We start from the raw sequence: 19,804 nt of genomic DNA on the forward strand, positions 1-19,804 counted from the left end.
GGGTCCGTGTGGGCCGGCGCGCCGCCGCCGCGCCTCAGACGCCCGCCGCCGTCCCGTCCGCAGCGAGGAGGGCCTGCTCGGTGATCAGGGCGGTGGACCCGGGCGCGGTGCACGCGTGGGCGCCGGCCACCGCGCCGAGCCGCGCGCAGTCGAGCGCGTCCCGGCCGCCGAGCCGGCCGTAGAGGAACCCGCTGACGTAGGCGTCGCCCGCGCCGTTGGAGTCCACGACCGGCGCGGGCGGGGTGACCGCCGCGACGTGGTGCGGGGTGGGACCGCCGTCCCGCGTCAGGACGTAGGAGCCGTCCGCCCCGGCGGTCGCGACGACGGTGTGGGCGCGGCCCGAGCGGAGGATCTCCCGCATGAGGGCCGGGGTGCCCTCTCCCGCTCCCGCCGCGCTGAGGAAGACCAGGTCGGAGCGGAGCGCGAAGTCCCGGTGGTGCTCGGCCAGCCCGTCCCAGTCGTGCAGGTCGGTGGAGACGGGAACGCCCAGGTCCTCGATGTCGTCGTACAGGAAGCGCGTGAAGTTCGTGATCGACAGGTGGACGTGCCGGGTCCCGCGCAGCCGGGGGAGGTACAGATCCCGGGGCATCCGCAGATCGTCCGGGTCGCGGGAGTCGTAGAACGACATGCGCCTGCCGGTGGCGTCGACCAGGTTCACCGCGCGGCGCGTGCCGGCGGGTGAGATCAGCGGGACGAATTCCACGTCGCCCTCCGCCAGCCGCTCGCGCACGCGTGCTCCGATCCAGTCGTCGCCGACGCAGTCCAGGAGCGCCACCTTCAGGCCGAGCGCCCGGGTGCCCAGGGCGACATTGCCGCCCGTGTGGCCCGGCCACTCCTCGATCGGGCCGACGTGGACCGAGTCGGCGAGCGGCACGGGCAGGGAGTCGACGCGGACGACGGTGTCCACCCCGCTGCCGCCGACCACCAACACGTCGTATTCCGCCTGCTGTTGTGTCACCGTTCCGCCTCTCCGCTCCCGCCGGTCCCAGTATGGCGGGGCCGGGGTGCCGAGGTGAGCGGTCCTGTCGGCCGGGGCAAGGCGGGGTTGTCGGGATGCCCGAGCCGTGGCCGGATGGAGGCTGTACACCGTCCGAGCCACGGGAGGCCACGATGATCGTCCCCTTCGGAGTCCGCGATTTCCTGGATCGCGCCACCACCGTGTACGCCGACCGGACTGGCGTCGTCGACGAACCGGAACAGCCCGCCGAGCCGTGGGAGGGGCTCACGTACCGGCGCGTGGGAGAGCTGGCGCGGGCCCAGGCCGCCGGGCTCGACGCGCTGGGCGTGCCGCACGGCGCCCGGGTCGCGGTGGTCTCGCCCAACAGCGCGCGGCTGCTCACCTCCTTCTTCGGGGTCAGCGGCCACGGGCGGGTCCTGGTACCCGTCAACTTCCGGCTGACGGCCGAGGAGGTGGGCTACATCGTCGGCCATTCGGGTGCGAGCGTGCTCCTCGTCGACCCGGAGCTGTCGGACCGCCTCGCCGCGGTCGACTGCGAGCACCGCTTCGTCCTCGGGGCCGCCTCGGACGCCGAGCTGTACCGGTTCGGCACCGAGCCGAGACCGTGGCAGGCGGACGAGAACGCCACCGCCACCATCAACTACACGAGCGGCACGACGGCCCGTCCCAAGGGCGTACAGATCACGCACCGCAACATCTGGGTCAACGCCGTAACCTTCGCGCTGCACGCCGGCATCACGGACCGGGACGTGTACCTGCACACGCTGCCGATGTTCCACGCCAACGGCTGGGGCATGCCCTTCGCGATGTCGGGGCTGGGCGTGCGGCAGATCGTGCTGCGCAAGGTCGACGGCGCCGAGATCCTGCGGCGGGTCGCCGAGCACGGCGTGACGGTGATGTGCGCGGCCCCCGCGGTCGTCAACGCGGTGCTGGCCGCCGCCCGCTCCTGGGACGGTGAGATCCCCGGCCGCGACCGGGTGCGGATCGTGGTCGCCGGGGCGCCGCCGCCCACGGAGACCGTCGAGCGGGTCGAGACCGAGCTGGGCTGGGAGTTCCTCCAGATCTACGGGCTCACCGAGACCTCACCGCTGCTCACCGTCAACCGCTCCCGTGCCGAATGGGACGACCTCGATCCCCGGGCGCGTGCCGAGAAGCTGGTGCGGGCCGGGGTTCCCGCGCTGGGCGTCACCCTGCGCACGGACGACGAGGGCGAAATCCTGGCGCGCTCGAACGTGGTCCTGGAGGGCTACTGGGAGCAGCCCGAGGAGACCGCGCGGGCGCTGTCGGGCGGCTGGTTCCACACCGGGGACGGCGGTTCGCTCGGTGCGGACGGCCATCTGACGATCCGGGACCGCAAGAAGGACGTGATCATCACCGGCGGGGAGAACGTGTCCTCGATCGAGGTGGAGGACGTCCTCTTCGGTCACCCCGCCGTCGCCGAGGTCGCGGTCATCGGGGTGCCGCACGAGAAATGGGGCGAGACCGTCAAGGCCCTGGTGGTGCTCGCGCCCGGCGCCGGGGCCACGGAGGAGGAGCTGATCGGCCACTGCAAGGAGCGCCTCGCGGGGTACAAGGCACCGACCTCGGTGGAGTTCCGCGACGAGCTGGCACGCACGGCGACCGGCAAGCTGCAGAAGTACAAGCTGCGGGCGCCCTACTGGGAGGGGCACCAGCGCGGGGTCAACTGACTTGCCCGGCCGAGGCGTTGCCGTCGGGACGGTGGTGACGGGAGACCGGCGGGCCCGGCCGTCGTGGGGTGGCACCGGTGGGCCGGTTCACCTCGGCCCGGGTGTCCGGCCACGCCCACGAAGGCGCCCGCGCGCGCCGGCCCCACCGCCCACGCCCACGCGAAGGCGCAGGCGCGCGTGCCGGCCCCGCCGCGCCCGTACGGGCCTTCACGTTGTGTACATGCCCGGTTCGTCCGTGTGACACCCGGGGGTCGCCGCCCGCTCCCAAGATCGCGAAGTCGAGTGTCCTCGGCTGTCATGCTCTTGACGATAGGGAGTTGTCGCGTGACCAGGTCCCGGTCCTTCCGTCCGGTCTTCCTCGCCCTGTCCACCGTGTTCGTCGCCCTCGGCGCGACGCTGCCCGCGCAGGCGGATGACGAGCCGCTGCCCGCGATCACGCCCCGGGCGGAGACGGCCGCGCTGTACGACGACGAGGCGGGCGGCGACGCCAACGCGGACGACCCCGCCATCTGGCGCGACAACGCCCAGCCGGGCCGCAGCCTGGTGATCGCGACCGCCAAGCAGGGCGGCCTGCGCGTCTACGACCTCGACGCCCGCACCCTGCAGTCCGTCCCCGCGCCGCCGGCCCAGTCGCCCCACGACGCCCCCGGGCGCTTCAACAACGTCGATCTCGTCAGCGGCCTGAAGCTCTCCTCCGGGCGCGCCGACCTCGCGGTGACCAGCGACCGCGGACACGACCGGCTGCGCTTCTACCGCATCGACCGCGACGCCCCCGGCGGCCCGCTCAAGGACGTCACCGACCCCGCCGCCCCGCCCGTCTTCTCCGCGGACCAGACGGAGATCAACGACCAGCGCACGGCCTACGGCCTCGCCACCTGGACCGACCGCGCGACGGGGCGGTCCTACGCCCTCGTCAGCCGCCGCGAGCGCACCACCGTCGCCCTGCTCGAACTCCTCCCGAAGAGCGGCGGCACGGTCGGCTACCGCACGGTGCGCACCCTCGACCTCCCCTCGTCCTTCCGGCTGCCCGACGGCACGTCCTGGTCGCCCTGCGCGGAACCGGGTGAACTGCCCCAGGTCGAGGGCATGGTCGTCGACCCGGCCGACGGCGTGCTGTACGCGGGGCAGGAGGACGTGGGCATCTGGCGCCTGCCCGCCGACCTCACCGGCACCCCGGTCCTCGTGGAGAAGGTCCGCGAGTACGGCGTCCCGGGCACCTACGACGAGGCCACCGAGGAGTGCGCCGCGGGCGCCGACCCCGGTTACGGCGGCACGCGGCTGACTGCCGACGTCGAGGGCCTGACGCTCCTGGCCGAGTCCGACGGCGACGGCTACCTCCTCGCGTCCAGCCAGGGCGACGACACGTTCGCCGCCTACGACCGCGAGGTGGGGGACGACAACGAGTACGAGGGCGGCTTCCGGGTCACCGCGGCCTCGACGCGGCTCGACGGCTCCGAGCAGTGCGACGGCGCCGCCGTTCTCAACGCCTCGCTGGGCTCGAAGTACCCGAACGGCCTGCTGGTCGTCCAGGACGGCGAGGAGACCCCTGCCGACGGCGAGCGCGAGGCGACCGGCTTCAAGTTCGTCGACCTGGCGAAGGTCAAGGACGCCCTCGACGACTGAGCCCGCGGCCGGGACCCGCCGGGACGCGCATCCGCGGCGTCGGCGTAGGTTCCAGGCGCTCCGGTCGGCCCCTGATCCGCCGTAGGGCCGCATGCGCCCGACCCGGCTCGGACCGGCCGCGACGAACCACTGTCGACGGCCGGCCCGAGCCACGCTGGGGGCCCCGGGACCGTCGGGGTCAGACCGCCCGGCCGGAGCGCGCCGTCCAGCGCCCGCCGTGGCGGCCGACGTCGATCGGCCGGCCGAAGCAGGCCGTCAGCCGCTCGCCGGTCAGCACCTCCTCGGCCGGCCCCACGGCCTGGACCCGTCCCTCGCGGAGCAGCAGGGCGTGCCCGATCGCGGGGGAGAGTTCCTCCAGATGGTGGGTGACGGTGATCGTGGCCAACTCCGGCCGCCCGTCGGCCAGTCGGTGCATCGAGTCGATCAGGTCCTCGCGCGAGGGCAGGTCGAGGGCGTTGAACGGCTCGTCGAGCAGCAGCAGTGCCGGGTCGGCCATGAGCGCGCGGGCGAGGAGGATCCGGGCCCGCTGACCGCCCGAACACACGCCGTACGGCCGGTCGTTGAGCTCCTTGATCTCCAGTTCGGCGAGCAGCGCGTGCGCCCGGTCCCGTACCTCGGCGTCGTAGGTCCGCCACAGCGGCTGCACCGTGCCGCTGTGCCCCGTGAGCACGACGGTCAGCCCGGTGGCGTCCTGCGGCACGCGCTGCGCCGAGGACACCAGGCCGATACGAGCCCGCAGTTCACGCACGTCGACCCGGCCGAGCCGGTGGCCCAGCACCTCGACCGTGCCGGTGGTGGGGTGGGCGAGGGCGCCGATCAGGCGCAGCAACGTGGTCTTGCCGGCGCCGTTGCCGCCGAGCAGCGCCCAGTGCTCCCCGGAGCGCACCCGCCAGTCGACGCCGTCGAGGATCACCTGGTCCGTGGTGAGCCTGCGTACGCTCACGCCGTCGAGGGCGGCGACGATCCGCCCGCTGTCCGTCGCCCGCGCACTCACCCGTCCGGCCTCCCGCGTCGTGACCCGTGTGACGGCCTTCCGCTCGCCGCGAGCGGAAGCCGTACGGGTTGAGGCCCGCGCGCCACAGGGTAGCTGCGCTCTGCACGCACTTGTCGGAGCGTCCGTACCTCGGGACGTGGGCCGGGGTCGTGGCGACGGCGGCACGGCGGGCGCGCTCCGCCGCCCGTCGTTACGATGGACGTGATCTTCGCGCGCCTTCCCGGCCTGCGGACGAGGGGGGCCACCAAACTCAGGAGGCCGCCGTGAGCACGGTCGCGGTGAAGTCCGCGCAACTGGCGGGAGGGCCGCTGCTGCCGTACGCGGAGGTGGGCGGCCCCAAGGGAGTTCCCGTCGTCCTGGTGCACGGCATCGGGGACTCGTGGTGGACGTTCGAGCCACTGCTCAGGCAGCTGCCGGCCACCCTGCACGCCTTCGCGCCCACCCAGCGGGGGCACGGCGACGCCGAGCGGCCCGAGGACGGCTACCGCCCGGAGGACTTCGCCCGCGACCTCGTGGGCTTCCTGGACGCCGTGGGCATCGGGCGGGCCGTCCTCGTCGGGGCGTCGAGCGGCGGCGTGGCGGCGCGGATCGTCGCGGGCAGCCACCCGGACCGGGTCGCTGGGCTGGTCCTGATGGGCGTACCCGCCACCCTCGACGACAAGCCGGCCGCCGCGGCGCTCTGGGAGACCGTCAGGGACCTGCGCGATCCGGTACCGCGCGGCTTCGCGGAGGACCTGCTCGACGGCCTCGTCGACGGTCCCGTCGGACGCGGGCTGCGGGCGACGATGACCGAGGAGAGCCTCAAACCGTCCGCCCGCGTCTGGCGCGAGACGCTGCGGGGCCTGATGGAGACGGACCTGGCGGCGACCCTGCGCGGCATCCTCGTACCGACCCTGCTGATCTGGGGCGAGCGGGACGCCGTGCTGCCGCGCGCCGACCAGCAGTTGATCCTGGACACGATCCCCGGCTCGACCCTGACCGTCCACGAGGACGCCGGCCACCTCCTGTACTGGGAGCGGCCCGAGCGGGTCGCCCGGGACCTCGCCGCCTTCGCCGTACGGGTCCTGCCACCGGACCCGGAGAGCTCCCCGGAGGGCGGAACGACGACCGGTGGCGCCGGGACCTCCGGATGACGCCGTGATCACTGCGACGTTTAATGGGCGAGTCCGACATGTCGCCCAGGGGAGCAGCCCATGCCGTCCAGCCGAACAACTCCCGGTGACGGGCAGGCACGGGCCGGGAGACTGCGCCGGCTGGGGGAGTGGTGCGCCCGGCACTTCGCCGTCGTCATCGCCGCCTGGCTGGTCGCCGTCGTCGCCCTCCAGATCGTGGACCGCTCGGTCGGCAGTGACTACTCGGACAACTTCTCGCTGTCCGGCGTCCAGTCGCAGGAGGGTCTCGACGTACTCCAGAAGCACGATCCGGCGGCCGGGGGCTACAGCAGCCAGATCGTGCTGCACGACGCCAAGTCGCCCCTGACGTCGTTCGGTTCGCAGATGAGCCAGACCGTCACGGACCTGGGGAAGCTGCCGCACGTGCTGTCGGCGCAGAACCCGCTGCCGCCGCCCGGCTCCACGCCGCCCACCTCCCAGCAGAACGTCGGGCCGCTGTCCGGCGACGCGAAGACGGCCTACATCACCGTCCGCTTCGACGTGCAGCCGTCCACGCTCGGGGACTCCTACCTCGACGGCATCGACAGCGCCGTGCAGCCCCTGCGCGCGGCGGGCGTCACCGTGGACTACGGCGGCCCGCTCGGAGAACTGGCCAGACCGGCCGCGGACGACCGTGTCAGCGAGCTGATCGGCTTCGCGGTGGCCATCGTCGTCCTGCTGGTCGGCTTCGGCAGCGTGCTGGCCGCGGGCATCCCGCTGCTGACGGCCCTGATCAGCGTCGTCGGCGGTCTGGCCTGCCTGGGACTGCTGGCCGCCGCCTTCACCTTCGCCACCGTGTCGCCGACGCTGGCCACCATGATCGGACTGGGCGTCGGCATCGACTACGCCCTGTTCCTGATCACCCGTCACCGGCAGAACCTCATCGACGGCGCCGACCCCGTGCGGGCGGCCGGACGGGCCACCGCCACCAGCGGGCGGGCCGTGCTCGTCTCCGGCTGCACCGTGATCATCGCCCTCGCCGGGCTGTCCGTCTCCGGGGTCGGCTTCATCGCCAAACTCGGCGTGGCCGCGGCCGTCACCGTCGTCTCCGCGGTCATCGGCGCCCTGACCCTCGTGCCGGCCCTGCTGGGACTCATCGGCCGGCGCATCGACCGCTACCGGGTGCGCCGTCCCGTCGCGGAGACCGACGCGGCCGAGGGCGAACCGGCCCACGGCACCTGGCACCGCTACGCCCAGCGGGTGCAGCGGCGCCCCTGGTGGTTCCTCGCGGGTGGAACCATCGTGGTCCTGGTGCTCGCCATCCCGGTGCTGTCGATCCAGCTCGGACACATCGGCGACGGCGCGGACCCGAAGTCGTTCACCGACCGGCGCGCCTTCGACACGATGTCGCAGGCCTTCGGCCCCGGGTCGAACGGGCCGCTCACCATCGTCATCGACCAGACCGACGTGCCCTCCGACCAGCGGTCCGCTCTGGCCTCACAGGCGCAGAAGTCGCTCACCGGCGTACCCGGAGCGGCCACCACCACCTCGCTGACCGCCACCCAGGACGGGGACGTGCTGGTGGGCACCGTCTACTCCAAGGAGGCCCCGCAGAGCTCGGTGACCACCGACCTGACGAACCGCCTGGTCGACGACACCCTTCCGCAGGCCGTCTCCGGCACCGCCGCCAAGGGCTACGTCACCGGCACCACGGCCGCCCAGGTGGACTTCCGCGACATCGTCTCCAGCCGTCTGCCGCTGATCATCGCGGTGGTCGTCGCGCTGGCCTTCCTCGTCATCCTCATCGTCTTCCGAGGGCTGCTGGTCGCGCTCAAGGCGGCCGTCCTGAACGTGCTGTCCATCGCCGCCTCCTACGGCGTGGTCGTCGCCGTCTTCCAGTGGGGCTGGGGCGGGCCCGCGCTGGGCGTGTCGGGCAAGGTGCCGATCGAGAGCTACGTGCCGATGATGATGTTCGCGATCATCTTCGGGCTGAGCATGGACTACGAGATCTTCCTGCTGTCGCGTGTCCACGAGGCCTGGCTGCGCACCGGCGACGCGGGGGCGAGCGTGGCACACGCCCTCGAGATCACCGCCCGCGTCATCACGTGCGCGGCCCTGATCATGGTGAGCGTGTTCGCCGCGTTCATCGTGAGCGACAACATCGTGGTGAAGATGCTCGGTCTCGGCCTCGCCGTGAGCGTGCTGATCGACGCGACCGTCGTACGGCTGCTCCTGGTGCCCGCCGTGATGACACTCCTGGGCCCGCACGCCTGGTGGACACCGCGCTGGCTCGACCGGGCGCTGCCGCACATCGACCCCGAGGGCGAGCACTCCTGACCCGAGGGCACGGCCCCGCCGGACGCCCCGCGGACCGGGTGCGGTCACCACAAGGAAAGAGGCCCCACCGTCGGACGGTGGGGCCTCTTCAAGCGGACGGATGTCACCAGCGGTACCAGCGGCCGCGTCGGCCGCCGCTCGCCCCCGGCCGGATCACGAAGCCCAGCAGCCAGACCACGAGCACGATGATCGCGATCCACCACAGCGCCTTCAGGGCGAAGCCCGCGCCGAACAGCAGCAGGGCCAGAAGCAGAACGAGAAGCAGGGGAACCATATCTATCGACCTCCGCCACTCCTGGTGCCCCGCGATCACCCGCACATGCCTTTGACGTGCGTGTTTGTCTTCCGTGATGGCGGGCAGACGACCCGGTTCCCGCGGTGCGGGGCCTCGGTCCCGGCCCCGGGCACGATCCCTGCGATGATCGACCGCGGTTCATGTCCGCAGCCGTTCGCGACCGTCGGACGAGGCCCGCCCGCAGCGCCCCGCGGCGCGAACCCGGCCCCGTCCCGTGAGGAGATCCTGGTGACCTACGACGTCGGCGCACTGCGCGCTCGATTCCCCGCCCTGCGCGCCGGAACCGCGCACTTCGACGGGCCGGGCGGCACACAGACACCGGAACCGGTGATCGCCGCCATCACGGACGCGCTCGCCGGCCCCCTGTCGATCCGCGGGGCGACCGTGCCCGGCGAGGTGAACGCGGAGACCGCCGTCCGGGAGTTCCGGCGGGCCATGGCGGACCTGCTGGGCACCGAGGCGTCGGGGATCGTCTTCGGGCGCAGCGCCACCCAGCTGACGTACGACTTCGCCCGGACGCTGGCCGCGACGTGGGAGCCGGGCGACGAGGTCGTGGTCAGCCGTCTGGACCACGACGCCAACATCCGCCCGTGGGTCCAGGCCGCCGAACGCGCCGGCGTCGTGGTGCGCTGGGCGGACTTCGACCCCGCCACCGGTGAACTGCCGGCCTCCGCCGTCGGCGAGCTGCTCGGAGAGCGGACCCGGCTGGTGGCGGTCACCGCCGCGTCCAACCTGATCGGCACGCGTCCGCCCGTCGCGGAGATCGCCCGCCTGGTCCATCGGGCCGGCGCGCTCCTCTACGTCGACGGAGTCCACCACGCGGCCCACGACTTCGTCGACGTCACGGAACTCGGCGCGGACTTCTACGTCTGCTCGCCCTACAAGTTCTTCGGCCCCCACCACGGCGTGCTGGCGGCGCGGGCGGACCTGCTGGAGACCCTGCGTCCGGACAAGCTGCTGCCGTCCACGGACGCGGTCCCCGAGCGCTTCGAGCTCGGCACCCTGCCCTACGAGGTCCTGGCCGGTACCCGGGCCGCCGTCGACTTCCTCGCGGACCTCGCCCCGGGGGCCGGGGAGGCGGTGGCCCGACGGGAGCGTCTGCGCGCCGCCTTCACCGCCGTCGACCATCACGAGACGGGGCTGCGCGAGCGGCTGGAGAGCGGACTCGCCGACCTGGACGGCGTCACCCTGCACTCCCGGGCCGCCGACCGTACGCCCACCCTGCTCGTCACCTTCGACGACCGCCGCCCCGTGGACGCCTACCACTTCCTCGGCACCCTGGGTGTGCACGCGCCCGCCGGTTCCTTCTACGCGCTGGAGGCGTCCCGTCATCTGGGCCTGGGGGAGACCGGCGGCCTGCGCCTGGGCCTCTCGCCGTACAACGACACGAGTGACGTCGACCGGCTGCTGGAGGGTCTGGCGGACTTCCTGAAGTCGTGAGCGCCCCGGACGCCCCCAGCCGGTAATCGGGGGTACTAGCCCTGCAGCGGTGTGCACCCCCCAGGAGGACGCGTGACCCTGCGCACGAGCGCGACACACATTCCGGCACGGACGCGAGCCAGAGCGGTCTGGCCCGCGGCCATGCGCCGGGTCCCGGCGGCGATGTGGAACGACAACGTCTCGGACTGGGCCGCGGCCCTGACGTACTACGCCGTCCTCGCGCTCGTGCCCGCCCTCCTGGTGACCGTCTCGCTCATCGGACTGGTCAGCCCCGACCTCACCGACCGGCTCATCGAACACGTCACGACCTGGGCGCCCGGGGAGTCCGGCGCCCAACTCCACAGCGCGCTGCGGGACATGGCGGACGAGCGTTCCGCCGCCCTGACGGTGGCGGTGGCCGGGGGCATCGCCTCGCTCTGGTCGGCGTCCAGCTACCTCGCCGTGTTCCGGCGCGCCCTGCACACGATGCACGGGATCCCCGACCAGCGTCCGCTCTGGCGCAGGGTGCCCCGGATCGTGCTGACCGCCCTGTCCCTGCTCGCCCTGCTGGTCGCGAGCGCGTTCGCCCTGGTGCTCACCGGACCGCTGGCCGAGGGCCTGGGGGAGCGCAGCGGTACGGGCCGGACCGGGGAGGCCACCTGGTACCTGCTGCGGTGGCCCGCGCTGGTGTGTCTGGTGGCGCTGCTGGTCGTCGTGCTGTTCCGCAGCGGGCCGCCGGTGGCGCGGCAGCGCCGGCACGCGCTGCCCGGCGGTGTCGTGGCGGCGGTGCTGTGGCTGGTCGCCTCGGCCGGTTTCTCCCTCTACGCCTCCGGCATCGGGGACTACGGGCGCCTCTACGGCTCCCTGGCGGGCGTCGTCGTCTTCCTCATCTGGCTGTGGATGTCCCACCTGGCTCTGCTGGCGGGGGCGCAGTTCGCGGTGGAGGTCAGCCGGATGCCCTAGTGCGGCGACCTGCCAGGCGGCAGCGCCGTGATCCGGCGCTCCGTCAGCTGCGCGGCCGGGGTTGAGCACTTCCGCCCGCGGTGAGCTGCGCGTCCTTCTTAATGCATATGATGTGCAAATGCGTGTCTATTGCATTAGAGCGGCGACCTCCGGTGACCTCGACGCGGCGCGCGGGGTGATGCTCGACACCGTCTACCGCGACTTCGGCAGCGGGTACGTGCCGCGCTGGCACGGCGACATCATCGACCTCGACGGCGCCTACGTCGCACCGGCCCGGCACACCCTCCTGGTCGCCGTCCACGAGCGCGACGGCGTCGTCGCCACCGCCGCGCTCGACGCGCGTGGCCCCGTCCATCCGCCCAACCCCCTTTCGCTCGCGGAGCGTTACCCCTCGGGGGAGACGGCACAGCTGCGCCGGGTGTACGTCCGTCCCGGGCACCGCAGGCGTGGGCTGGCCCGGCGACTCGTCGCCGGACTGCTCGACTTCGCCGCGGCGGAGGGGGGTTACCGCGCCGTGTACCTGCACACGGATCCGGCCGTGCCGGGCGCCGAACGGTTCTGGCGCTCACTGGGACAGGTCGTGTGCGACGAGCGGGACCTGCCGGACGGTCAGGGGATCGTCCATTTCGAGATCCCGACTAACTGAAAACGATTGTCATGTAGCCTGGCGTCGTGATCGCCCTTCCACCCCCTGCGAAGAACGAGGAACATGCGCTCCGTTGCCCGCCGTCGACTCTGCGCCGGCCTGCTGCTCGCCCCCTTTCTCTCCGGCTGCTTCGCCTCCGGCGGCGGTTCGTCGGCGCACTCGCCGCGCGACTCCTCGGCCGACGCCCGGCTGCGGGTCGCCCTCGCCTTCCCGCCCGCGGAGAACCTCTCGCCGTACGGCGCCGACGCCACCCTGCTCAGCCGGCTCGGCGTGACGGAGGGACTGACGGAACTGGACGCCAACGGCGCGGCGGCACCCGCGCTCGCCGAGTCCTGGAAGCGGGAGGGGCCGCGGAGTTGGACCTTCACGCTGCGCGAGGCGACGTTCCAGGACGGCGGTGACGTGACCGCGTCCGCCGTCGCCGACGCGCTCGACCGGGCCACGCGGGCCAGACCCGAACCCGCCGCGCTCACCGGCGTCGACCTGCGGGCGACGGCGAAGGGCGACCGGCGGGTGGGCATCGTGACCGCGGAGCCCGACTCCGTCCTGCCGCTACGGCTGTCGAGCCCGTCCCTGGCGGTGTTCTCGGCCGGGGCCTACCGCGAGCCCGGCAGGGTCGACCCGGTCGGTACCGCGACGGGCCCCTTCGCGCTCACCCGCGTCACCGGCTCCACGGCGGCGTCCCTCGACCGGTTCGACGACTACTGGGGAGGCCGGGCCCAGGCCGCCGGCATCGACGCGCGGTTCATACCCGACGGAACGGCCCGGACCAACGCCCTGCGCACCGGTGATGTCGACATCGCCGAGGCGCTCCCCGTCTCCCAGGCCGCCGCACTCGACGAGCGCGAACGCCGCGAGACCGCTACCACGCGCACCACGAGCCTGTCGCTCAACACCGCCTCCGGTCCCTTCGCCGACCCGGCGCTACGGGCCGCCGCACGGCGCGCGATCGACACCTCCGTACTCGCCGACGACGTGTACGAGGGGCACGGCGACCCCGGCGCCGGCATCTTCGGGCCCGCGCTGACCTGGGCGGCCGACAAACGCGTGAAGCCGACCGGCCGCAGCGTGCCGACCCGCCCCGCCGGAACCGCGATCACCCTCGCCACCTACGACAACCGTCCCGAACTCCCGGAAGTCGCCCAGGTGTTGAAGCAGCAACTGGAGAAGGCCGGGTTCGAGGTGGAATTGGAGGTCCGCGAGTACTCACGTCTCGAACGCGACGTGCTGGCCGGGAAGTTCGACGCGTTCGTCTCCGCCCGCAACACCATGCTCGACACCGGCGACCCCGTCTCGGTCCTGGCCGCCGACCACACCTGTGACGGGGGCTACAACCTCGCGCTGCTGTGCGACGCGAAGGTGGACCGGGCCGTCGCACGCGCCGAGGGCCTCGCCGACACCACGCGGCGGCAGCACGCCGCCATGAGCGCGGAGGCGGCGATCCTCGGCACCGACGCGGTCGTGCCGCTGGTGCACCAAAGGATCGTCACCGGCGTGGCGGCCCGGGTGCGCGGCGTCCTCCTCGACCCGTACGAGCGCGCCCTGGTGGGCACCGGGACGCGGCGCTGACCCGTGCGGACCTTCCTCCGGCGCCGGGCCCCGGTCCTGCTCTGGCGCGCCGCCCTGGCCGCCCTCCTGCTGTGCGGCGTCGGCCTGCTGCCCTGGCTCTCCCGCACCGACCCCGCCCGGACCGTGCTCGAGGCGCGGTCCGGGGAGCGCACTCCCTCACCCGAGGCGATCGCCGCCGTCCGGGAGCAACTCGGCCTCGACGCCGGGCCCTTGCACCTCCTCGCACAGTGGCTCGGCGGCCTGGCACACGGCGACGCGGGCCGTTCCTGGATCTCCGGCACCGAGATCGCCCCTTCCGTCGCCCAGGCCCTCGGGGTGTCGTTGCTCCTGATGGCCTGCGCGCTGACGGCCGCCGCCCTCACGGCCGGGGCCGTCTGCGCGCGCACCCTGCGGCTCGGGGCGCGACGCGGGCTCGCCGGCCGCCGCCCCAAGGGTGCGGGGGCGGCCGTCGTGGCCGCGCTGCCCGAGTTCCTGATCGCGTCGGTGCTGGCCACCGTCGTCGGTGTCCAGCTCGGCTGGCTGCCCGCACTCGGCTGGTACGGGCCGCGGTGGACGGTACTGCCCGCCCTCGCCCTCGGGCTCCCCGCCGGAGCGCTGCTCGGACGGCTCCTCGACGACATGCTGCTCGGCGCCTTCGCCGAACCCTGGGCCCGCGCGGCCGCCGCCCGCGGCATCCCGGGCCGACGCGTCGCCCGGCAGGCGCTGCGCCGCTGCGCTCCCGGACTGCTGCCCAACGCGGGGCTGTTCGCGGTCGGCCTGACCGGGGGCTCGGTGGCCGTGGAGCAGATCTTCGACATCCCCGGACTCGGCCGCGGCACGCTCCAGGCGGCGGTGGCGCAGGACCTTCCCGTGCTCCAGGCCGGCACCCTCGCCCTCGTCCTGCTCGCCGCGACCACCGCCGCCCTCGTCCGTCCTGCGGTCGGCCTGCTGACCGGTCCCGCCCTGCGCGACGGCGCGCTGCCGCCACCGCCGGCCCCGCGGCCCGCCACTCCACGGGCGGTGCCCCTGCCGTACGCGGCCGTCCTGCTCGGCGTCATCGCACTCGCCGTCCCCCGCGACCCCCTCGCCCTCGACACGGCGGCCCGACTCCAACGCCCTTCCCGGGCCCATCCGTTCGGCACCGACGCACTGGGCCGCGACGTCCTGGCCCGGGTCGGGCACGGCGCCGCCGGCACGCTCACCCAGGCCCTCCTCATCAGTGCCGCCGCCCTGCTCGCCGGAGTACTGCTCGGGCTGCTGCCCCGGCTGTCCGGACCCCTCGTCGACACCGTCAACGCCGTGCCGCCCGTCCTCGCCGGGCTCCTCGTCGCCGGTGCGGCGGGCGCCGGACGCGCGACGCCGGCCCTCGCCGTGGCCGCGGTCGCCTGGGCCCCGCTGGCCGCGCACACCTCCGCCCTGGTGCGCCAGGAGCGAGCCACGCCGCATCTGCTGGCGACCCGCAGCCTGGGCGCGGGACCCCTCTTCGTGCTGCGCCGCGGTCTGCTGCCCGCAGTCCTGCCGCCCGTCACCCGCCACGCCCTGCTGCGGCTGCCCGGCGTCGCCCTCGCCCTGGCCGCCCTGGGCTTCCTGGGCCTGGGCGCCCAGCCGCCCGCCCCCGAATGGGGACTGCTGCTCGCCGAGAACCAGCCGTACGCCGAGCGGGCACCCTGGGCCGTCCTCGCCCCGGCCGCCGTCCTCGCCCTCCTCGGGGCGCTGGCGGTGACGGCGGCGGACGGCGTGCGGTGGCCGTGGCGGACCGGGCGCGGGCGACGGCGGGTGACCGGGCCGCTTCCCGGCGAGCCGGAGCCGCGTCGGCACGCACCCGTCGGCGCCACGGGGACGGGCGTCCGGTGACCGGTGCCCGCCGCTCGCGCACACCCGCCACCGCCCGCCTCCCGCACACCTCGTGACCCCCTCCGCCGGAGGCCAGGCCGAGCGATGTCCGGGTCCGGCGACACGGTGTCCGAACGGGCAGTGTCGGGCGCCGACTTGGGGGCATCCGGAGTTCACCACTTCGAAAAGGAGATCCCCATGCTGGGCATCGTGGCAGCGGTCCTGTTCTTCATCGCGTTCCTGATCAACGCGGCCGACATCTCGACGAACGACGTGTTCACCTCGACCAACTTCATGCTGATCGGGCTCGCTCTGCTGGCCCTGCACGTCGCGGGGATCGGCAGCGGCTGGGCGAGCCGCAGACGGTGACCCGGCGCGGCGGCGGGGTGCGGCGGTAGTGCCGTGCCCCGCCGTTTCGCTGTGTGCGGCCGACCGCTCCGAGCCCCGGGCGGGGGACGCCCGGCGGACCGTCCCGGGATGCCGTGGCCGTGACCGTACGTCCGGTGGCCGTCCACTTCCCGTCGCGACCGGTCCGCGGATGCGACTTGCAGTTGCGCTGTCGGGCAGGAGATGGTTGTCGGACGGAAACAGTCGTCGTCGCCGGAAGGGCGGTGGGCTCGCGGACGCGCGCCCTAACTTGTGGACATTCCCCAGCAGACACCTGTCAGCTCGCGTGGCGCACACCTCGGTGCCACGTCGGGCGCGGCCCCCTATCCCGTCGTCGTGGCGGATCCAGCGGGTGGTGTCCTCGGGGTGAACGCCGCCGCCGCGGCCCTGTTCCCGGACGCCGTGAGCGGGGCCTGGCTGCAGGACGTGGTCCCGGCCTGGATGGCTGACGCCCACGTCCGCGTCGGAACCGGACCCGAGGGTACGGACGCGTCCCGGGAGCGGCCGCCCGCCCACGGCAGGGTCGGTGACCGGTCGTTCGAGGCCCACCCCACCCGCACCGCCGACGGCGACGTGATGTGGTGGCTGGTCGACGACACGGACCGGCGGCTCGCCGAGGAGGCACTCGCGACCGAACGCCGCCGCACCGCCGTGCTGGCCGGCGCGTCCAGCACGCTGCTGTCCTCGCTGAACGTCGAGCGCTGCATGGAGGCCACGGCGCGGATGGCCGCCGAGCACCTGGCGGACGCCGCCGTCATCGTCGGCCCCGTGCGCGGCCACCGGCTGCCGCTGACGTACTGCGGCACCAGTGGTGAGATCGAGCACAGGGTGGTCCAGGCGGACCCCGACGAGGTCCCCGGCCTGAGCGACGCCCTGCGGGGCTTCCCGCCCGTGCCGTCCCGGTGGATCGACCCCGCCGCCGTGCCCGACTGGGCCGTCCCCGCCGACTTCACCGGCCCGGTCGGCTCCGCCGTGGTCACCCCGCTGCCCGGCCACGGAGTACCGGCGGGCGCGCTCGTCCTGCTCCGCTCCAGCGCGCAGAGGGCCTTCACGGACAGCGAGGAGATCTTCGCCCGCCTCTTCGCGGCCCGGGCGGGCGCGGCCATCTCGGCCGCCCGCATGTACGCGGAGCAGGCGGCCATCACCGACACCCTGATGCGCGAGCTGCTGCCGCCGCGGCTGCGGAGCGTGCACGGGGTGGAGTTCGCCGGCGCGTACCGCCCCTCCGGGCAGACCGAGCGGGTGGGCGGGGACTTCTACGACGTCCACCCGGGCGCCGACGCGGACCAGGAGTCCCTCGTGGTCCTCGGGGACGTGTGCGGCAAGGGCCTGGAGGCCGCGGTGCTCACGGGGAAGATCCGTAACACCGTGCAGGCGCTGCTGCCCCTCGCCGGTGACCATCAGCGGCTCCTGGGGCTGCTCAACGGCGCTCTGATCAGCTCGCACCACACTCGCTTCGCCACCCTGGCCCTGGCCTCGGTGGCCCGCCGGGGCGGCTCGGTCCACCTGAGGGTCACCAGCGCCGGACATCCTCCGCCGTTGATCGTCCGGGCCGACGGCCGGGTCGAGACGGTCCAGACCCGCGGGACGCTCGTCGGAGCCTTCCCGGACATCAGCTCCACCACCGCCGACGTGGAGCTGGCCCCCGGCGAGACGTGTCTGTTCTTCACCGACGGCATCACCGAGGCCAGGGGCGGACCGCTGGGGGACGAGCTGTTCGGCGTCCAGCGGCTCGTGACCGCGCTCACCCGGTGCGCGGCGATGCCCGCCGAGGCGTTGGTGGAGCACGTCCAGATGCTGGCCTCGCAGTGGGTCGGCCGCGGCGCCCACGACGACATGGCCGTGGTCGCGGTCACCGCGCCGCACCACGCGCACCTCAGCGCGGTGAACGGCCACACCAGGGGCAGGTACACCGCATGACTGTCTCCTCCGCCCCCGCCACCGGCGACGCGGTCCTCGAGTCCGCCCGCGAACGCCTGTGGGCGGCGGTCGGCGACGGCGACGAGTTCGGTGCCTCCGCCGTGGTCTTCGACACCCTCGACGCGACGGCGGATGCCGAATCGGTCCTGCTGGACCTGATCGCCCCGGTTCAGGCGAAGGTGGGTGCCGAATGGGCCGCCAACCGGCTCACCGTCGCCCAGGAACACGCGGCGACCGCGATACACGACCGGGTCATCGCCGCGCTCGCCCATCACACCGGCCCCCGCCCCCAGACACCCGGCGCCCCGCCCCGGTCCCGCGTCACCGTGGCCTGCGTGGACGGGGAATGGCACGCGCTGCCCGCCAGGCTCCTCTCGGAGGTGCTGCGGCTACGCGGATGGCAGGTGGACTTCCTCGGCGCCCAGGTGCCCACCCCGCACCTCATAGCGCACCTCCACCGGACCGGTCCCCACGCGGTCGCCCTGTCCTCCTCGATCCCCACGCACCTGCCGACGGCGCACACCGCCGTCACCGCGTGCCAGGCCGCCGGCGTCCCCGTCATGGTGGGCGGCGCCGCCTTCGGCCCCGACGGCCGCTACGCCCGTGCGGTGGGAGCCGACGCCTGGGCCCCGGACGCGCGGGAGGCCGCCGCGGCGCTCGAACGCGGTCTCGCCCGGCCGGATCCGCTCGCCCTCCACCAGCCGGTGGACGCCCTGCCGCACCTGGCCGACCAGGAATACACCATGGTCGTACGGACCCGCCGGCAGCTCGTCAGGCAGACGCTGACGCAGCTGGAGGACCGTTTCAGCCCGATGCGCGGCTACACCGACCAGCAGCGTGAGCACACGGCCGAGGACCTCGCCCACATCGTCGACTACCTGGCCACCGCCCTGTACGTCGCCGACCCGCGGCTGTTCACGACGTTCATCGTCTGGACCGCCGACATCCTCGCCGCCCGCCACGTCCCCGTACGAAGCCTCGACCCGGCACTAGACCTGCTCGCCGGGCAGCTCAAGGACTTCCCGCGAGCCTGCCGCACCCTGGCCCTGGCGCGGGAGGCGCTCGGCACGCGCACACCAGCATCGAAGAACCCCGGCACCGGAAAGCCCGCATGACCACCCTGCAGCCACCGCCCTTCTCGGTCACCGTCGACGTCGACGCCACCGAGGCCGTCGTCCGCGTCGCCGGAGACCTCGACCACGAGACCTGCGACGAGTTGACGGCCGCCGTCGACTCCGTCCTCGGCACGCCCCCGTGCGTCCCGGCACAACTGGCCTCACTGCGCCTGGACTTCACGGACCTGCACGGCATCGACTCCATGGGCCTGTCCGCCCTGCTGATGATCCGCAGGCGTACGGACGCGGCCCGTACCCGGCTCCACCTGGACGAGTTGCCCGCCGTCCTGGATCGGCTCCTCGACGTGACGGGGACCCGCGGCCACCTCACCGCGCCGCCCGGCGAGCGGGGCCAGGGCTTCGGTGAGGTCGCGGGACGCCCCGCCACCTGACGGGAAGTCACACACGCCGGGAATCCCCGCCGAATGCGGCTCCGTTCGGGGGGTATTGGCTGCTGTGGAGCGCGGCGGAGCAGTCTCTCCGCCTCTCGCGCTCCACCTGGCAGTTCCCCACCGCGGGACGGTCGTCGGCGCACCGGACCGGTGGTGGAGGAGGAGAGGAGCAGCGTGATCACCGAAAGAATCTGGTCGTACCCTCCGCAGTGCGCCTACTCGGAGGGACAGGACCTCACCGGCTACGCCGTCGAGGCGACCGACGGGACGATAGGGCACGTCGACCGGCAGGCCGACGACTCCGGCATGCGCCACCTGATCGTGGACACCGGGGTCTGGGTCTTCGGCAAGAGCGTCCTGGTGCCCGCCGGCGTCGTCACCGGCGTCGACACGCAGGCACAGAAGATCACCGTGGTGTGCACCCGGGACGAGGTCAAGTCGGCGCCCCTGTTCAAGACGGACCGGGAGACACAGGATCCCGCCTACCTGGAGCGGGTGGGCAGCTACTACCAGGGCCTGCCGCCGAGGCAGCCCGCCTGACCCGCACCGGGCGGTCTCCGCGGTGCTGCATCCGAAAGCCCCGCGCACCCGGAAG

The 19,804-nt window shown here is 73.7% G+C and carries 17 protein-coding genes; 14 read left to right on the top strand and 3 right to left on the bottom strand.

Features of this window, described 5'->3' with window-relative positions; genetic code table 11:
* Window positions 1–34 precede the first annotated feature (34 nt).
* Window positions 35–958 carry a carbohydrate kinase family protein gene (locus ACFYQQ_RS24550; RefSeq protein ID WP_356239840.1) on the bottom strand — a complete coding sequence of 308 codons (924 nt, stop codon included), beginning with the start codon at window positions 956–958 and terminating at the stop codon, window positions 35–37.
* A 152-nt stretch (window positions 959–1,110) separates the two neighbouring features.
* Between ACFYQQ_RS24550 and ACFYQQ_RS24555 the strand changes: the two genes are divergently transcribed.
* On the top strand, window positions 1,111–2,646 hold the full coding sequence (locus tag ACFYQQ_RS24555; RefSeq protein WP_356168020.1) for an AMP-binding protein: 1,536 nt from the start codon (window positions 1,111–1,113) through the stop codon (window positions 2,644–2,646).
* 297 nt (window positions 2,647–2,943) lie between these two features.
* Entirely contained in the window at window positions 2,944–4,269 is a 1,326-nt protein-coding gene (locus ACFYQQ_RS24560; protein ID WP_388905095.1) for a phytase, read from the top strand.
* 178 nt (window positions 4,270–4,447) lie between these two features.
* On the opposite strand, the gene ACFYQQ_RS24565 is transcribed toward ACFYQQ_RS24560, so the two are convergent.
* Window positions 4,448–5,233, bottom strand: coding sequence for an ABC transporter ATP-binding protein (locus tag ACFYQQ_RS24565; RefSeq protein ID WP_388905298.1), 786 nt, complete (start codon window positions 5,231–5,233; stop codon window positions 4,448–4,450).
* 293 nt (window positions 5,234–5,526) lie between these two features.
* Between ACFYQQ_RS24565 and ACFYQQ_RS24570 the strand changes: the two genes are divergently transcribed.
* A complete protein-coding gene (locus tag ACFYQQ_RS24570; RefSeq protein WP_355793649.1) occupies window positions 5,527–6,396 on the top strand; it encodes an alpha/beta hydrolase in 870 nt (289 codons plus the stop codon).
* A gap of 60 nt (window positions 6,397–6,456) precedes the next feature.
* A complete protein-coding gene (locus ACFYQQ_RS24575) occupies window positions 6,457–8,691 on the top strand; it encodes an MMPL family transporter (RefSeq protein ID WP_388905097.1) in 2,235 nt (744 codons plus the stop codon).
* 103 nt (window positions 8,692–8,794) lie between these two features.
* Here the strand turns inward: ACFYQQ_RS24575 and ACFYQQ_RS24580 are convergent, their stop codons facing one another.
* Window positions 8,795–8,965: a hydrophobic protein gene (locus tag ACFYQQ_RS24580; RefSeq protein ID WP_356168008.1), complete on the bottom strand. Its 171-nt coding sequence runs from the start codon at window positions 8,963–8,965 to the stop codon at window positions 8,795–8,797.
* 249 nt (window positions 8,966–9,214) lie between these two features.
* Between ACFYQQ_RS24580 and ACFYQQ_RS24585 the strand changes: the two genes are divergently transcribed.
* The 10 genes from ACFYQQ_RS24585 (at window position 9,215) to ACFYQQ_RS24630 (ending at window position 19,749) form a co-directional block, all read left to right on the top strand.
* Entirely contained in the window at window positions 9,215–10,426 is a 1,212-nt protein-coding gene (locus ACFYQQ_RS24585) for a cysteine desulfurase-like protein (RefSeq protein ID WP_355790059.1), read from the top strand.
* Window positions 10,427–10,504: 78 nt separating this feature from the next.
* On the top strand, window positions 10,505–11,368 hold the full coding sequence (locus tag ACFYQQ_RS24590; RefSeq protein ID WP_388905300.1) for a YihY/virulence factor BrkB family protein: 864 nt from the start codon (window positions 10,505–10,507) through the stop codon (window positions 11,366–11,368).
* Window positions 11,369–11,486: 118 nt separating this feature from the next.
* Window positions 11,487–12,014 carry a GNAT family N-acetyltransferase gene (locus ACFYQQ_RS24595; protein WP_355790050.1) on the top strand — a complete coding sequence of 176 codons (528 nt, stop codon included), beginning with the start codon at window positions 11,487–11,489 and terminating at the stop codon, window positions 12,012–12,014.
* A 63-nt stretch (window positions 12,015–12,077) separates the two neighbouring features.
* Window positions 12,078–13,583: an ABC transporter substrate-binding protein gene (locus ACFYQQ_RS24600; RefSeq protein ID WP_356167999.1), complete on the top strand. Its 1,506-nt coding sequence runs from the start codon at window positions 12,078–12,080 to the stop codon at window positions 13,581–13,583.
* 3 nt (window positions 13,584–13,586) lie between these two features.
* On the top strand, window positions 13,587–15,416 hold the full coding sequence (locus ACFYQQ_RS24605; protein WP_356167996.1) for an ABC transporter permease subunit: 1,830 nt from the start codon (window positions 13,587–13,589) through the stop codon (window positions 15,414–15,416).
* Window positions 15,417–15,593: 177 nt separating this feature from the next.
* The gene (locus ACFYQQ_RS24610; RefSeq protein WP_356167993.1) at window positions 15,594–15,764 is read left to right on the top strand and encodes a hypothetical protein; all 171 of its coding nucleotides are present in this window, start codon (window positions 15,594–15,596) and stop codon (window positions 15,762–15,764) included.
* Between the two features lie 270 nt (window positions 15,765–16,034).
* A complete protein-coding gene (locus ACFYQQ_RS24615) occupies window positions 16,035–17,702 on the top strand; it encodes a PP2C family protein-serine/threonine phosphatase (RefSeq protein WP_388905101.1) in 1,668 nt (555 codons plus the stop codon).
* Window positions 17,699–18,817 (top strand): cobalamin B12-binding domain-containing protein, encoded by a 1,119-nt coding sequence (locus tag ACFYQQ_RS24620; RefSeq protein WP_356167987.1) that lies wholly within the window; start codon window positions 17,699–17,701, stop codon window positions 18,815–18,817. The genes ACFYQQ_RS24615 and ACFYQQ_RS24620 overlap by 4 nt, the downstream gene beginning before the upstream one ends.
* Window positions 18,814–19,209, top strand: coding sequence for an STAS domain-containing protein (locus tag ACFYQQ_RS24625; protein WP_355794208.1), 396 nt, complete (start codon window positions 18,814–18,816; stop codon window positions 19,207–19,209). Before ACFYQQ_RS24620 ends, ACFYQQ_RS24625 begins: the two co-directional genes overlap by 4 nt.
* Window positions 19,210–19,383: 174 nt before the next feature.
* The gene (locus tag ACFYQQ_RS24630) at window positions 19,384–19,749 is read left to right on the top strand and encodes a PRC-barrel domain containing protein (protein ID WP_355794209.1); all 366 of its coding nucleotides are present in this window, start codon (window positions 19,384–19,386) and stop codon (window positions 19,747–19,749) included.
* Window positions 19,750–19,804: the final 55 nt, after the last annotated feature.

The organism is Streptomyces sp. NPDC005496 (assembly GCF_042872045.1).
Taxonomy (GTDB): Bacteria; Actinomycetota; Actinomycetes; order Streptomycetales; family Streptomycetaceae; genus Streptomyces.